General features: G+C 69.9%; 13 protein-coding genes. 10 read left to right on the top strand and 3 right to left on the bottom strand.

Going from position 1 to position 13,850, the window contains the following annotated elements; genetic code table 11:
* Window positions 1-13 precede the first annotated feature (13 nt).
* Window positions 14-1,456: an alkaline phosphatase PhoX gene (locus AB0I98_RS31965; RefSeq protein WP_362948100.1), complete on the bottom strand. Its 1,443-nt coding sequence runs from the start codon at window positions 1,454-1,456 to the stop codon at window positions 14-16.
* A gap of 315 nt (window positions 1,457-1,771) precedes the next feature.
* Here AB0I98_RS31965 and AB0I98_RS31960 point away from each other — a divergent pair, with 315 nt between their 5' ends.
* From AB0I98_RS31960 to AB0I98_RS31950, 3 genes are all read left to right on the top strand, one after another.
* The gene (locus AB0I98_RS31960) at window positions 1,772-3,121 is read left to right on the top strand and encodes an alkaline phosphatase PhoX (RefSeq protein ID WP_362948041.1); all 1,350 of its coding nucleotides are present in this window, start codon (window positions 1,772-1,774) and stop codon (window positions 3,119-3,121) included.
* 140 nt (window positions 3,122-3,261) lie between these two features.
* The gene (locus AB0I98_RS31955; RefSeq protein ID WP_362948039.1) at window positions 3,262-3,618 is read left to right on the top strand and encodes a hypothetical protein; all 357 of its coding nucleotides are present in this window, start codon (window positions 3,262-3,264) and stop codon (window positions 3,616-3,618) included.
* Window positions 3,619-3,634: 16 nt separating this feature from the next.
* Window positions 3,635-3,820, top strand: a complete 186-nt coding sequence (locus tag AB0I98_RS31950; protein WP_362948038.1) for a hypothetical protein — start codon at window positions 3,635-3,637, stop codon at window positions 3,818-3,820.
* Here the strand turns inward: AB0I98_RS31950 and AB0I98_RS31945 are convergent.
* A complete protein-coding gene (locus AB0I98_RS31945) occupies window positions 3,810-5,363 on the bottom strand; it encodes a glycoside hydrolase family 32 protein (protein WP_362948036.1) in 1,554 nt (517 codons plus the stop codon). The genes AB0I98_RS31950 and AB0I98_RS31945 overlap by 11 nt on opposite strands.
* Window positions 5,364-5,523: 160 nt before the next feature.
* On the opposite strand from AB0I98_RS31945, the gene AB0I98_RS31940 reads away from it, so the two are divergent.
* Genes AB0I98_RS31940 through AB0I98_RS31925 form a run of 4 tightly spaced genes read left to right on the top strand, consistent with a single transcriptional unit; the run spans window position 5,524 to window position 10,116 of the window.
* Window positions 5,524-6,933: an extracellular solute-binding protein gene (locus AB0I98_RS31940; protein ID WP_362948035.1), complete on the top strand. Its 1,410-nt coding sequence runs from the start codon at window positions 5,524-5,526 to the stop codon at window positions 6,931-6,933.
* Window positions 6,930-7,880: a sugar ABC transporter permease gene (locus AB0I98_RS31935; protein ID WP_362948034.1), complete on the top strand. Its 951-nt coding sequence runs from the start codon at window positions 6,930-6,932 to the stop codon at window positions 7,878-7,880. Before AB0I98_RS31940 ends, AB0I98_RS31935 begins: the two co-directional genes overlap by 4 nt.
* Window positions 7,881-7,894: 14 nt before the next feature.
* The gene (locus AB0I98_RS31930) at window positions 7,895-8,749 is read left to right on the top strand and encodes a carbohydrate ABC transporter permease (RefSeq protein ID WP_362948032.1); all 855 of its coding nucleotides are present in this window, start codon (window positions 7,895-7,897) and stop codon (window positions 8,747-8,749) included.
* Window positions 8,746-10,116: a glycoside hydrolase family 32 protein gene (locus AB0I98_RS31925; protein WP_362948030.1), complete on the top strand. Its 1,371-nt coding sequence runs from the start codon at window positions 8,746-8,748 to the stop codon at window positions 10,114-10,116. Before AB0I98_RS31930 ends, AB0I98_RS31925 begins: the two co-directional genes overlap by 4 nt.
* On the opposite strand, the gene AB0I98_RS31920 is transcribed toward AB0I98_RS31925, so the two are convergent.
* On the bottom strand, window positions 10,079-11,143 hold the full coding sequence (locus AB0I98_RS31920; RefSeq protein ID WP_362948098.1) for a LacI family DNA-binding transcriptional regulator: 1,065 nt from the start codon (window positions 11,141-11,143) through the stop codon (window positions 10,079-10,081). The two genes, AB0I98_RS31925 and AB0I98_RS31920, sit on opposite strands and share 38 nt — an antisense overlap.
* 141 nt (window positions 11,144-11,284) lie before the next feature.
* Here AB0I98_RS31920 and AB0I98_RS31915 point away from each other — a divergent pair, with 141 nt between their 5' ends.
* Genes AB0I98_RS31915 through ligD form a run of 3 tightly spaced genes read left to right on the top strand, consistent with a single transcriptional unit; the run spans window position 11,285 to window position 13,790 of the window.
* Complete coding sequence (locus tag AB0I98_RS31915) at window positions 11,285-12,115, top strand: aldo/keto reductase (RefSeq protein ID WP_362948029.1); 831 nt, start codon at window positions 11,285-11,287, stop codon at window positions 12,113-12,115.
* A 32-nt stretch (window positions 12,116-12,147) separates the two neighbouring features.
* A complete protein-coding gene (locus tag AB0I98_RS31910; protein ID WP_362948027.1) occupies window positions 12,148-12,762 on the top strand; it encodes a DNA polymerase ligase N-terminal domain-containing protein in 615 nt (204 codons plus the stop codon).
* Window positions 12,763-12,767: 5 nt separating this feature from the next.
* A complete protein-coding gene (gene ligD / locus AB0I98_RS31905; protein WP_362948026.1) occupies window positions 12,768-13,790 on the top strand; it encodes a non-homologous end-joining DNA ligase in 1,023 nt (340 codons plus the stop codon).
* Window positions 13,791-13,850 lie beyond the last annotated feature (60 nt).

The raw sequence follows: 13,850 nt of genomic DNA, 5'->3' as shown, positions 1-13,850 counted from the left end.
GGTCAGGTGGGGATCAGCCGTCGTCGCCGTCGTCGCCCGTCCACGGGCCGGTGATGGCGAGGAGGATGCCGGGGTCCTGGATGTTGGCGAACAGCGTCCTGCCGTCGGCGGAGAAGGTGACGCCGGCGAACTCGCTGTACTCCGGGACCTCGACGGTGCCGACGTTCAGCTCGTTGCGGGCGATGGGGTAGGTCTGGCCGTCGGCGGTGGCGCCGAAGAGGTGGGAGACGCCCTCGCCGTCCTCGGCGATGACCAGGCCGCCGAACGGGGAGACCGTGATGTTGTCCGGGCCGTCGTAGGCGCCGTCCTGGGAGACGTCGGTGTTGACGGCCAGCAGGACCTTGAGGGTGATGGTGCCGGTGCGCGGGTCGTAGAACCACACCTGGCCGTCGTGTGGGGTGCCGGGGCTCTCGGTGCGGGCGTAGCTGGAGACGAAGTACGCGCCGCCGTCGCCCCACCACATGCCCTCGAGCTTGCGGGAGCGGGTGATCTCACCGGCCAGGAACTGCTTGCGCACGGAGGTGGTGACGGCGTCCCGGTCCGGGACCTTCACCCAGTCGACGCGGTAGGTGGTGCCGACCTTGGTGGCGCGGGAGAGGTCGTCGACGTACTGCCCGGCGGCGTCGAAGCACTTCATCGCGTCCAGCACGCCCGCGTTGTCGGCCAGGGCGCGCAGCTTGCCGGGGCCGTGGGTGAAGCCGACCGGCGGGGTCCAGCGGTAGAGCAGGCCGTTGGGCTTGGAGGCGTCCTCGGTGAGGTACAGGTGGCCGCGGTACTTGTCGACCACGACCGCCTCGTGGGCGTAGCGGCCGAGGGCCTTGATCGGCTTGGGGTCGAGGTTGGCCGCGCTGCCGTGCTTCGGGTCGACCTCGAAGACGTAGCCATGGTCCTTGGTCATGCCGTTGATGCCGGCCTTGTCCTCGGTCTCCTCGCAGGTGAGCCAGGTGCCCCAAGGGGTGACGCCACCGGCGCAGTTGGTGGAGGTGCCGGCGATGCCGACCCACTCGCGCACGGAGTCGTCGGACACCTCGACGACCGTGCAGCCGCCGGCCGCCGCCGGGTCGTAGACCAGGCCGTCGAGGTGCGGCACCGGGTCGCCGGCCACGCCGAGCGGGTCGTCGATCTCGTGGTTGTTCACCAGCAGCGTCACGGCGTCGTCATCGTCGCCGCCGGCCGCGAACGCGCCCGTGCCGTCGTGGTTGCTCGGGGTGGTCTGGCCGGACTCCAGGGTGGTGACACCGGTGCGGGTCAGGATCCGGTACGAGAAGCCCTCGGGCAGGGCGAGGATGCCCTTGGGGTCCGGGACCAGCGGGCCGTAGCCGACGGCGCCGCCCGTCGCGGCCGTGTCGGCGACGGCACCGGGCGCCGTGAGCAGCGCCTCCACACTGCCGATGAGCATGACCCCGGCGCCGGCCAGCGCCGTTCGGCCCAGCATTTCCCTGCGGTTCAGCGGCATCTCGTTCGTCTCCCGGACGTTCGGAGTGATGAGCGGAATTCGGCCACCGGTGAAGGCCGACGCTCCGCCATGCTGGCCAGCCGGGACGAACCTCAGCGGAAGCCAAGGAGAAGTCATGAATGTGCGGTTCTCATGTTTCTCATCCGCGAGACACACGTCCGCCTACATGCCGTCCAGGCCGAGGCCGGTGGCTGGAAGAGGTTCTTCCAATGCTCACGTTCCGTTGGGAAACGGACCAAGGGTTCGCTCCTAGGGTGACGGGCGCCGCCCCCCGTTCTCCCCGCTCGTTGCATCGAGAGGACTCCCATGTCAGGCATGTCCGCCGGAAGACCGACCGGTCCCGGTTTCGAACGACGTACCCTCCTTCGCGGAGCTGCGGTGGCCGCGGCGGCCTCCGTCCCCTTCCAGGCCCTCGCCACCCGCACGGCGGCAGCCGAGCCGGTCAAGCTCGAATTCGACGCCGGCTACGGCCCGTTGCGCCCGGCCAAGGACCAGGCGACCGGCCTGGAACTGCTGCACCTGCCGCGCGGGTTCGAGTACATCTCCTACGGCTGGACGAACGACCTCATGGACGACGGGGTCCGCACCCCCGGCTCGCATGACGGCATGGCGGCCTTCCGGTACGACGACAAGGTCCACATCGTCCGCAACCACGAGCGCGGCGCCGGACCCGCCTTCACCGCCCCCGCCTACAACCCCGAGGCCGGTGGCGGGACCACCACCCTGGTCTTCGACCCGGACGCCGGCCGGTGGCTGGAGTCGTACGGCAGCCTCGGCGGCACCATCCGCAACTGCGCCGGCGGCCCCACCCCGTGGAAGACCTGGCTGACCTGCGAGGAGACCTTCTCCACGACGGCCGGCAAGCGCCATGGCTACATCTTCGAGGTGGCGTCGGAGGGCAAGGGCAATCCCGAGCCGTACAAGGCGATGGGCCGGTTCAACCACGAGGCCGTCGCCATCGACCCGGCGACGGGTTACGTCTACGAGACCGAGGACCGCGGCGACGCCTCGCTGTACCGGTTCATCCCGGCGGTGCCGGGCGATCTGCCGAAGGGCGGCCGTCTCGAGGCCCTGCGCATCGGCGCCGCGACGTACGACACCCGCCTCGACGGTGAGAAGGCGTACGGCACCGTCTCCTGGGTGCCCGTGGACGACGTCGACCCGGCGACGGACACGGTGCGGCTCCAGGCGCAGGCGAACGGCGCCGCGGTGTTCAGCCGCCTGGAGGGTGCCTGGTACGGCAACGACCGGATCTACGTGATCACGACCGACGGCGGTCCGGCTCGTCAGGGCCAGGTCTTCGAACTCGACCCGGCCACCGACGAGTTCCGGGTGCTCTTCGCCTCCCCGGGCGCCGAGGTCCTCAACGCGCCGGACAACATGTGCGTCAGCCCGCGCGGCGGTCTGGTGCTGTGCGAGGACGGCGGCGGAACCGAGTACGTGCACGGGCTGACCACCGAGGGCGAGATCTTCCGCTTCGCCACCAACAATGTCGACCTGCGCGGCGGCACCGCGGGCAAGAACGTCCCCGCGGCCGACCACCGGGGTTCGGAGTGGGCCGGCTCCGTCTTCGAACCGAAGAACGGAAACTGGCTGTTCGTGAATATCCAGACCCCCGGCGTCACCTTCGCGATCACCGGCCCGTGGAGCCTGGGCGCCCTCTGAGCCGATGTGGGTAAGTGCCGGAATGGGTACCCCTAATCGGGATATCGCGGCCCGCGTGTAACGCAGCAGCACCGGCATGGCGCAGACATACGGGAGAGCGTTTCTCCTGTCGAATGCAAAGCCCCCAGATTGGATGTCCTGTGAGCAGCACTGACCCGGTACCCGGATACCAGACGTATGACCAGCACCAAAGCGGCTCGGCCCGCTCCGTCCGCAGCCAAGCCGCCGCCCGGCGGGGAGCCCTGGCTGTCTGCACGATCGTCGACCTCGCCGCCGGTTTCCTGGTCCTTTGGGTTCTGCTGTATCTGCTCGATGCCAACCAGGCCAATGTCTTCGTCGAATTCGTACGCGGAACGGCCGACTTGCTGGCCTGGTGGTCACAGGACATTTTCACGATGAACACAGAAGGTCTGCGGGTCGTCCTCAATTACGGTCTGCCGGCCGCGATGTATTTGCTGATCGGTCACGGAATCGCCGCTCGACTGAACCGCGTTTGAGGAAAGGAGCCGCACTGTGACACGTGACCGACGGCAAGACGATCAGCTCCCCATCTACGAGGGTCTGGTGCGCGAATGCGGCGACGTGATGGCGGAGGCCCGCCATGCGTCCCAACAGGTCGTGCACCAGGCGACGGCGCTGCTCGGGTCGGAAGCGGCCCGGCCCGAGCAGCAGAGACAGCGACGGGACTTCACCGCCTGACCGTGAACTCCCGTATCACCGTGTTCCGGAACACCGCGCTGCCGTCGATCGTGAACAGCGCCAGGCCGGTGTCGACCAGGTACGGGAAGGCCTCGCTGGAGTGCACATAGCGGCCGTCGTCGACGAACATCTCCACGGATGTGCGGTCGACGAGCACACGCAGCCGGACCGTGCGCGCCGACGGGTCGAAGGGGCTCTTGCTCTCCTGCCAGTTGCCGGAGGCGTCGGGGTTCACCGTGTTGCGGCGGTTGACGAAGGCGTAGTCGCCGTAGATCCCGGCGTCGATGTGGCGTCCGCCGTCCGTGGAGCGGCGCAACTGGAGCCCGGCGCCGGTGAGTTGGTCCCAGGTGATCTCGGTGGTCAGCTCGTAGGCCGTGCCGGTGTAGTCGAGCAGACGGGTGCCGGCGACTTCGAGGTCACCGAGGTTCACCGTGCGCGAGACATGGTCGTCCAGGGCGGCGACCGGTCGGGAGGCGAGGTAGTACCTGCCGGAGGCGTCACGCTTCAGCGTCACCTCACGGACGATCGAGTCCGTGCCGTTGAAGCCGTCGCAGTCGATCGTGGGCGTGGTGCCCGCGTAGTCCCAGTGGTTCAGCCAGCCGATGGCGTACCGGGCGGCCGGGTCGAGGGCGCCGTTCGCGTTCCGCTTCTCGAAGGTGACGGCGCCGTACCAGTCCCAGCCGTGGTCGAGCCACTGCGGGTCGGCGGCGTCGGGGGTGAACACGCTCCCGTCGAAGGTGCCCGCCCAGTAGGCGTACGTGCTCGGCAGCCCGGCACCCTTGCCGTTGGCGCTCACGCCCAGCACCCACTTCCAGGTGCCGTCCGCCGCCCGGATGCGGAACAGATCCGGGCACTCCAGGACCCCGATGCCGTCCTTGATGAACCCGCTGACGTACGTCCACGACTTCAGGTCGGCGGAGTGGTAGAAGCCCACCTTGTTGCCCTCGGCGAGCGTCATCACCCACCGCCCGCGCTCCTCGTCGCGGATCACCTTGGGGTCGCGGAAGTCCCGTACACCGGGGTTGGGCAGCACGGGGTCGGTGCCGTGGCTGGTGAACGTACGGCCGCCGTCCGTCGAGTAGTGCAGGTACTGCGCCTGAGTGACCTCGTCGGGCGCCATCGTGGCGAGGACGATCACCGCCCCCGCGCCGAAGCCCGCCGTGTTGTCCGAGTCCACCACCGCCGAGCCCGACCAGACGTCACCGTTGGGCGTGGCGTCCTTCGGTACGGCGATCCCGCGGTCGGTGAAGGCGACCAGGTCGCTGCTGGTGGCAAGGCGCCAGGCGGTGCCCGCTGTGGTGCCGCCCGTGAAGTAGTCCGGGTTGTACAGGTAGTAGTAGTGATACTCCCCGTCGATCCAGATCGGCCGCTGCGGATCGTTCTTCCACTGGTCGGGGACCGTGAAGTGGTACTCGGCGCGGTAACTGGCGCAGGTGGCCGCGGGTTTGGGCCTCGCGGCGGCCGTGTGCGCGGCGGGTAGCAGCGCGGCCGAGGCCCCCGCGGCCGAGCCCGCGAGCAGGGCTCTCCTGGACATCATGCGCATCACACATCGTTCCCTTCGTCGGGACGGCGGCTCATGTGATGCAGGACTGTGCGACCTAACTCGTTAAAGGTCAAGTGGTTCACGAGTATTGACAGGCTCATGCACCGCTTCGCATCATCTGGGGCATCAACCCTGAACTAACACGAGTTAGGCCCGTTGGATGACTGACTCGCACGTCACTCGCCGCACGCTGTTGCGGTACGGCGCCTATGGCGCGGGGGCCGCGGCGCTGGCCGGTACCGCCGCGAGCTGGGACCGGCTCACCGGAGCCGACATTCCCGGCCGGGACGACGGTTCCCTCGTCGTCGCCACCCTCGGCCCCGCCTACGGACCGGAGGCCATACGCACGCTCACCGAGGGCTTCAAGGAGGTCCACCCCGACATCAAGCTGCGCATCAACGCGGTGCAGGCCGTCGACTGGTCGGACTTCTTCGCGAAGATCCTCACCCAGATCGCCGCGGGCACCGCCCCGGACCTCGTCTATGTCGCCACCGAGGGCGTCCAGTTGTTCGCGCAGCGCCTCGGCGTCGCGCTGGACCGCTGGGTGAAGCGGGACGCGGCCGAGCTGCGCGAGTACTTCGCCGACGTCCATCCCTCGCTGGTGGAGTCGATGATGTACGAGGGGAGCCTCTACCAGCTGCCGGTCGAGTTCAACGCGGCCGACATGTACTTCAACACGCAGGTGCTGAAGCGGGCGGGCGCGGAGCTGCCGCCCGCCGACTGGACCCGCGACGACTTCACCACGCTGCTGCGGGACATGAAGAAGTCGAGCGGCTCCCAGTTCACCCCGTACTTCTGGACCAACCGGCTCTGGGGCGGTGTCGTGCCCTGGCTGTTCGCGAACGACACGAACCTGCTCACCGAGTCCAAGGCACCCGGCGGCGCCTGGCTCTGGGACTCCTTCTACCCGGCCGCCCAGCGGCAGGGGCGCGGGGGCGGTTTCCGCTGGACGACGCCACAGGCCACCCACGACCGGGTGGAGGAGGCGTACGACTATCTCGCCTCCCTCATCCAGGAAGACCTGTGCACCCGGCCCGAGGGCGGCAACGGCCAGAACCTCATCGGCGTGTTCTCCACCGGCCGGGTCGGCGTCACCCCTGCGGGCGGCTTCTGGGCGGGCGGCCTGCATCTGGCGGGCATGAAGTCCGACGGCTTCGACGTGCAGTACTTCCCGCGCTGGCGCACCCAGCGCATGCAGTACGGCGCCGCCGGCTACGCGCTACTGCGGACCTCGAAGAAGCAGGACGAGGCATGGGAGTTCATCAAGTTCGCCGCGCGCAGGGACACCCTGATGCGGCTGTTCGAGACGAACCAGACGACCCCGGCCCGCCGCTCGATGCTGACCGCCGACCGCTACCGGGAGTCCGGCCCGAGCCAGTGGCAGGTCTTCTACGACACCCTCGACCAGTTCCCCGACACCGGGCCGATCCCCGCGCCGCCGCAGGTCGCCGAGGTCGAGCAGGTGCTGCTCAAGCACACCGGAACCGCCCTGGCCTCGCCGCGCTCGGTGCGTGGCGCGCTGCGCCGGATGCAGGGCGACCTGGAGAAGGCCATGGAGCGTGACGTATGACGAACACCCAGGTTCCGCCGGTACGTTCGCGTCCCGCGGCCCCGCCGCCCGTCGCACCGCGTGCCTCCGCCCGCGAGCGCGGCACCCGGCTGCTCGCGACGCTGTTCCTGGCGCCCACGATCGTCGGCATCGTGGTCTTCACGGTCGTACCGATTGTCGGCTCGGTGGTGCTGAGCCTCTTCCACTGGAACGTGATCGACTCGCCCAGCTTCGCCGGAGCCGCCAACTACCGTGAGGTGTTCGGCGATTCGACCGTGCTGGTGTCCTTCCGCAACACGCTCGTGTTCATGGTGTTCGCGGTCGCGCTGCAACTGCTGATCGCCCTGGTGCTGGCGCTCGCGGTGAACGGGCGGATGCCGGTGTGGCTGCGGTCGGTGTTCCGCTCGGCGTTCTTCTTCCCACTGGTCCTGTCCGCCGCGTCTATCTCGGTGGTGATGAAGTACCTGTTCAACCAGGACTTCGGCCTCGTCAACTGGCTGCTCGGCACGGTCGGGATCGCCCCGGTGCCCTGGCTGACGTCGGAGAACGCGGCGATGGCGACCGTCGTCCTGGTCTACGTCTGGCAGCAGTTCGGCTTCTCCTTCCTGCTGTTCGTCGGCGGCCTCAACAACATCCCCAAGGAGATCCACGAGGCCGCCGCCCTGGACGGCGCGACCGGCCTGCGCAAGCACCTGCACGTCACGCTGCCGCTGCTGTCGCCCACGCTGCTGGTCGCGTCGGTGGTCGGCATCATCAACGCGCTCCAGGTCTTCGAGCAGCCGTACGTCCTCACCAACGGCGGGCCCGGCGACTCCACCCGCACCGTCGTGATGGTGATCTACGAGAGCGCCTTCGAGCAGCTCCGCTTCGGCGAGGCGTCCGCGGTGGGCGTGCTGCTGTTCGTGCTGATCATGGCGGTGACCGCCGTCCAGTTCCGGCTCAGCCGGCGTTTCGTCCACTACGAGTGAGCCGGGTGAGTCCCTTGAGCCAAGCAACCCTGTCCCTGAGCCGTGCGCGGTACTCGCTCGCGCCCTGGGCGCGGATCGCCGCCCTGACGGTGTGCGCCCTGCTGACCCTCGGCCCGGTCATCTGGACCGTCTCCACCTCGCTGCGCACCCCGGCCGAGTCCTTCGACCTGCCGCCGCAGATCATCCCGACCAGCCCCACCACCGAGGCCTACAGCGGCGTCTTCGACCAGATCGACGTCTGGCTGCTCGCCCTCAACTCGACACTGGTCACCGCGCTGATCGCCGTCGGCCAGATGATCACGGCGGGGCTGGCCGGATACGCCTTCGCACGCCTCGAATTCCGGTTCAAGAAGCCGCTGTTCGGTCTGGTCCTGGCGACCATGATGGTGCCGTTGCAGGTCACCATCGTGCCGGTGTTCCTGGTGCTGAAGCAGCTGAGCCTCACCGACACCCTGCTCGGCCTGATCATCCCCGCCTTCCCGACCGCCTTCGGCACCTTCCTGATGCGCCAGTACTTCCTCGGCATGCCGAAGGACCTCGGCGAGGCGGCGATGCTGGACGGCGCCGGGCCCTGGCGGATCTTCCGGTCCGTCTACGCGCCGCTGGCCGCACCGGGGCTCGCGATCGTCGGTGTGCTCGCCTTCAACTACCACTGGAACGAATTCTTCCGACCGCTGATCCTCGAGACGTCCGGCCAGAACTACACGCTCCCGCTGGGCCTGGTCTCCCTCCAGGGCAATCTCGGGACCGGCTCCATCTCGGTCGTACTCGCCGGAGTCGTCCTCTCCATGCTCCCCGCCGTCGCCGTGTTCATCGTCGGCCAGCGCCCTCTCCGTGAGGGCATCACGTCCGCAGGAGTCAACCGTTGAGCGTCGCCGCTCCACCCCAGGACCCCAACGCCCCCCGCTTCCGGGTCCGTCCGCCCGCCAACTGGATCAACGACCCCAATGGGCCCTTCCGTTGGCGCGGCCGCTACCACCTCTTCTACCAGCACAACCCCGAGGCTCCGGTCCACGCGAACGTCCACTGGGGCCATGTCTCCAGCCCCGACCTGGCGCACTGGGAGCACCACCCCCTGGCGCTCACCCCGAACCCCGGCGGCCCGGACGAGGCGGGCTGCTGGTCCGGGTGCGTGGTCGACGACGACGGCGTACCGACCGCCGTGTACACGGGCGTCGACCGCCATCACACCGGCCTCGGCACGATCTGCCTGGCGCGGGCGCTGGTCCCGGAGGACGAGACGCTCACCGACTGGAAGCCGCTGCCCACACCCGTCGTGAGCGGCCCGCCCGCCGGTCTGGACGTGGTGATGTTCCGCGACCCGTTCGTCTTCCGGCACGGAGGCCGCCGCTGGGCGCTGGTCGGCGCGGGTCACGGGGACGGCACTCCGTCGGTGCTGCTCTACGACTGCGACGACCTGACCGACTGGCGGTTCGCCGGGGTGCTCCTGGACGGCAACGACCAGGTGGCCGCCGAAGCGTTCGGCGACCGGGCGACGGGCTGGGAGTGCCCGCAACTGTTCGCGACCGAGGCCGGAGAGTGGGTGCTGGTCGTGTCGCTGTGGGACGGGAACCCGTGCACCACGGGCTACTTGACGGGGCGTCTGGAGACCAGCGGCGAACGGGGATTGAGCTTCCGGCCGTACACCGGCGGCCCCCTCGACCACGGTCGCGCCTTCTATGCTCCCGCCGTACTCCAGGAATCGGACCGGGCGTTGATGTGGGGCTGGTCCTGGGAGTCCCGTGAGCAGGGCGAGGTGGACCGTGCCGGCTGGGCCGGTGTCCTGACCGCGCCCCGCGTCGTCGACGTACACCCCGACGGATCGCTGCGCGTCGCCCCGGCCCCCGAGCTCGAACTGCTGCGTGCGCCGGAGCCGTTCGTCACCGCGCCGGGCCGGGTACCGCTTCCACCGTCGTACGACGTGACGGTCACCGCCGTCGGCCGGACGAGCGTGAGTCTGCCGCGCTCGACGGTGCGGCTGGACCCGGACGCGGGAACCGTGGTGTTCGACTCCGGGGAGGAGGGTTCCGCGCCGATCGTGGTGCGGGTGCCGGGCGGGGAGCGGCTGGAGGTGCGCATCCTCGTGGACGGTTCGCTGCTGGAGCTGTTCGTCGGTGACCGGGCCGTGGTCACCGAGCGGGTCTACCGGCGCCCGGACGAGGTGGCCGAGCTGGTCGTGACGGGGTGGGGGGCCTCCGTCAGCGGGTGGGAACTGGTCCCACCGACGCCCGGCTGATCACCGGGCAGGCGAGGCGCCGTGTGGTGGCGGGCGGGGTGCGGCCGGTGTCGATGGCGTCGAGCAGCAGCCGGGTGGCGGCCTCGCCCATCGCCCGGTGCGGCAGCGCGACCGAGGTGAGGGGCGGGGTCAGGAAGGCGGCCATGTGCTCCTGGTCGTCGTAGCCCACGATGGACAGCTCGTCGGGGACGGTGATCCTGAGCCGGGTCGCGGCGTGCAGGACGCCCGCCGCGACGCGGTCGTTGTAGCAGAAGATGCCGGTGGGCCGCCGTGCGGCGGGGGCGTCGGCGAGCAGCTGCTCGGCGCCGCGGTAGCCGCCGGAGATCTCGCCTCCGGTCCGTACGACCCACTCCTTGGGGACGGTGATTCCCTCGGCCCGCAGCGCGTCCCGGAAGCCGCGCAGCCGCTCCACCGACGCCATGTCGTCCTGCCCTCCCACCAGGGCGACCCTGCGGTGGCCCTGCTCAAGGAGCAGCCTCGCCGCCGTACGGCCGCCGGCGCGCTCGGCGGGGATGACCGAGGGCAGCGAGTCGTCCTCGGGCAGGCAGTTGGCGAGCACCGAGTGGGTGCGGTGCAGGCCCTCGGGGACACGGACGCGGCGCAGGGACATGGCCGCGTAGATGATGCCGTCCACCCTGCGGTCGAGGAGTTCGGCGACGGCCGCGTCCTCCTTGGCCGGGTCGCCGCCGGAGTCGACGGTCAGCACCAGGTGCTCGCTGCTCCAGGCCGTCTCCATCGCGCCCCGCAGCAGCCGGCCCGCGAACGGCGACGAGGCGATCTCGTCGGTGACCAGCCCGATCACGGCCGTACGACTGCGGCGCAGACCGCGTGCGACCGGGTCGGGCCGGTAGCCGAGCTGGGCGGCGGCCTGCCGGATGCGTTCCTGGGTGGCGGGCGAGAGGTTGCCCTGGGCGCGGCCGTTGAACACGAAGGAGACAGCGGTGTGCGAGACGCCGGCCAGCCGGGCCACGTCCCGTGACGTGGGACGCGCGGTGCCGTTCGTCTGCCTGTCCTCGGCGCTGCCCATGCCGTCCGCCGCCCTCATCCCCCACCCGTCCGGTTGATCACTCCTCAGCCTATCCGGCACCCGGAGGCATCGGCCCTGCCCGCTCCGGCGGGAAATCGCATACTGGCTGGACGACGACACAGTCAACGGGAAGGTCCGACCGTGCTCAGCATCCCGGCACACACGCTCAACGACGGTACGCAGATCCCCGCCATCGGCCTGGGCACCTGGCCGATGAACGACACACAGGCCGAGCAGGCGGTCGGCGCCGCGCTGGAGATGGGCTACCGGCTCGTCGACACGGCGACGAACTACCGCAACGAGACCGGAGTCGGCCGGGGCGTCGCGAACAGCGGCGTACCCCGTGAGGACGTCGTGGTGACCACGAAGCTTCCGGGACGGCACCACGGCTACGAGGAGACCCTCGCCTCCTTCGAGGAGTCCCGGGGCCGGCTCGGCCTGGACTACGTCGACCTGTATCTCATCCACTGGCCGCTCCCCCGCGTCGACAAGTACGTCGACTCCTGGAAGGCCATGATCAAGCTCCGCGAGGACGGCCTCGTGCGGTCGATCGGGGTCTCCAACTTCACGGCCGAGCACATCGAGCGGCTGGAGAAGGAGACCGGGGTCCTGCCGTCCGTGAACCAGATCGAGCTGCACCCGCTCTTCCCGCAGGAGGACCTGCGGGCCTTCCACGCCGGCAAGGGCATCGTCACCGAGAGCTGGAGCCCGCTGGGCCGTGGCTCCCAGCTACTCGACGATCCCGTCGTCATCGGTATCGCCGAGGCGCACGGGGTGACGCCGGGCCAGGTCGTACTGCGCTGGCACACGCAGCTGGGCGCGCTGCCCATCCCGAAGTCGGCCAGCCCCGAGCGGCAGCGCCAGAACCTCGACATCTTCGGCTTCGAACTCGCTGCCGCGCAGCTGGACGCGCTCGCCGACCGCACGCACCGGCGCCTGGGCGGGGACCCCGAGGTGCACGAGGAGTTCTGAGTCAGCTCCTCGAGGAGGGGTACCCGGGGCCCATGGGCCATCACGAACGGCTGCGGGACTACCGCGGCAAGCGCCGTTTCGACCGGACCCGTGAGCCCGAGGGCCACCGGGCGCCCTCCGGTGAGAAGCCCCGGTTCGTCGTACAGATCCATGATGCGAGCACCCTGCACTTCGACTTCCGGTTGCAGGTCGACGACGTACTGAAGTCGTGGGCGGTGCCGAAGGGGCCATCGGCGGATCCCCAGGACAAGCGGCTGGCCATGCCCACGGAGGACCACCCCCTGGAGTACGAGGAGTTCGAGGGCGTCATCCAGGAGGGCGAGTACGGCGGCGGGACCGTGATCGTGTGGGACCACGGCACCTACGAGCCCCTCAGCCATGACCGCAAGGGGCGACCCGTCGACTTCGAGGAGTCGCTGGCGCACGGCCACGCCACGTTCCGCCTCAACGGCTCGAAGCTGCACGGCGAGTACGCGCTCACCCGGTTCCGCGGCGGGAAGGACGACGGCGAGGGCGAAGCGTGGCTTCTGGTGAAGGCGTCCGGCGGACGGGCCCGTGGGCATGGCACCCCGGATCCCCGGCGGGCTCGCTCGGCACGCACCGGCCGTACCCTTGCCCAGGTCGCCGCGGACGACCGTGAGGGGTGAACGGAGTGTCGGGCCTGCCGGCCACGCTGCCCGCCGAGCAGCGTCGGCTGCTGCGGAAGGCGCGCCCCGGGGCGGAGTTGGCCGCGCAGCCGATGCTCGCCACGCTCAGTGACCGGCGGGACTTCTCCAGCGAGTGGATCTTCGAGCGGAAGCTGGACGGCGTCCGGGTGCTCGCCGTCCGCGAGCAGGGCCGGACGCTGCTGCTGTCCCGTGCAGGGCACCGCCTCAACGACACCTATCCGGAGGTCGTCGAGGCGCTCGCGGCCCAGGACTGCACGGACTTCACCATCGACGGGGAGATCGTGGCGTTCTCGCACGGCCGCACCGACTTCTCCCGGCTCCAGCAGCGCATGGGGCTGACCCGGCCGCGGGACATCGCGGCGAGCGGAGTCGCCGTGACGTACTACGTCTTCGACCTGCTCAGGCTGGACGGGTCGGACACCACCCGGCTGCCGCTGCGGACCCGTAAGTCCCTGCTGCGCCGCGCGTTGACCTATCGCGCTCCGCTGCGGGTGACGTCCCACCGCAACGAGGGCGGTGCCGAACTGCTCGCCGACGCCTGCGCCCGCGGCTGGGAAGGGCTGATCGCCAAGCGCGCCGACGGCCCCTACCGTCCGCGCAGGTCCACGGACTGGCTGAAGCTCAAGTGCTCCCAGGGACAGGAGTTCGTCGTCGGCGGCTTCACCGAACCGGCCGGCTCCCGCGTGGGGCTTGGCGCCCTGCTGCTCGGCTACCACGAGGAGGGCAGGTTCCGGTACGCGGGCAAGGTCGGCACCGGCTTCGACCGCCGTACGCTGCTCGCACTCCGCGAACGCCTCGACGAACTGCGCACCTCGTCATCGCCCTTCGACGACCCGGTGCGCGAGTCGGGAGCCCGCTGGGTGGAGCCGACGCCGGTCGTGCAGATCGCCTTCACCGAATGGACCCGTGACGGGATGCTGCGTCATCCGCGGTACCTCGGGTTGCGCGACGACAAGCGTCCGAAGGATGTCGTACGGGAGCGTGTGCCGGACCGCGTGGCGGGTTGACCGGCATTCCCCGATGCCCGTCACCGGATTCTGCCCCCAACTGGCCGTCCGCGCCTCTAT

This window comes from Streptomyces sp. NPDC050211 (genome assembly GCF_040656035.1).
GTDB lineage: Bacteria > Actinomycetota > Actinomycetes > Streptomycetales > Streptomycetaceae > Streptomyces.
This window is presented reverse-complemented; position numbering and strand designations above follow the sequence as displayed.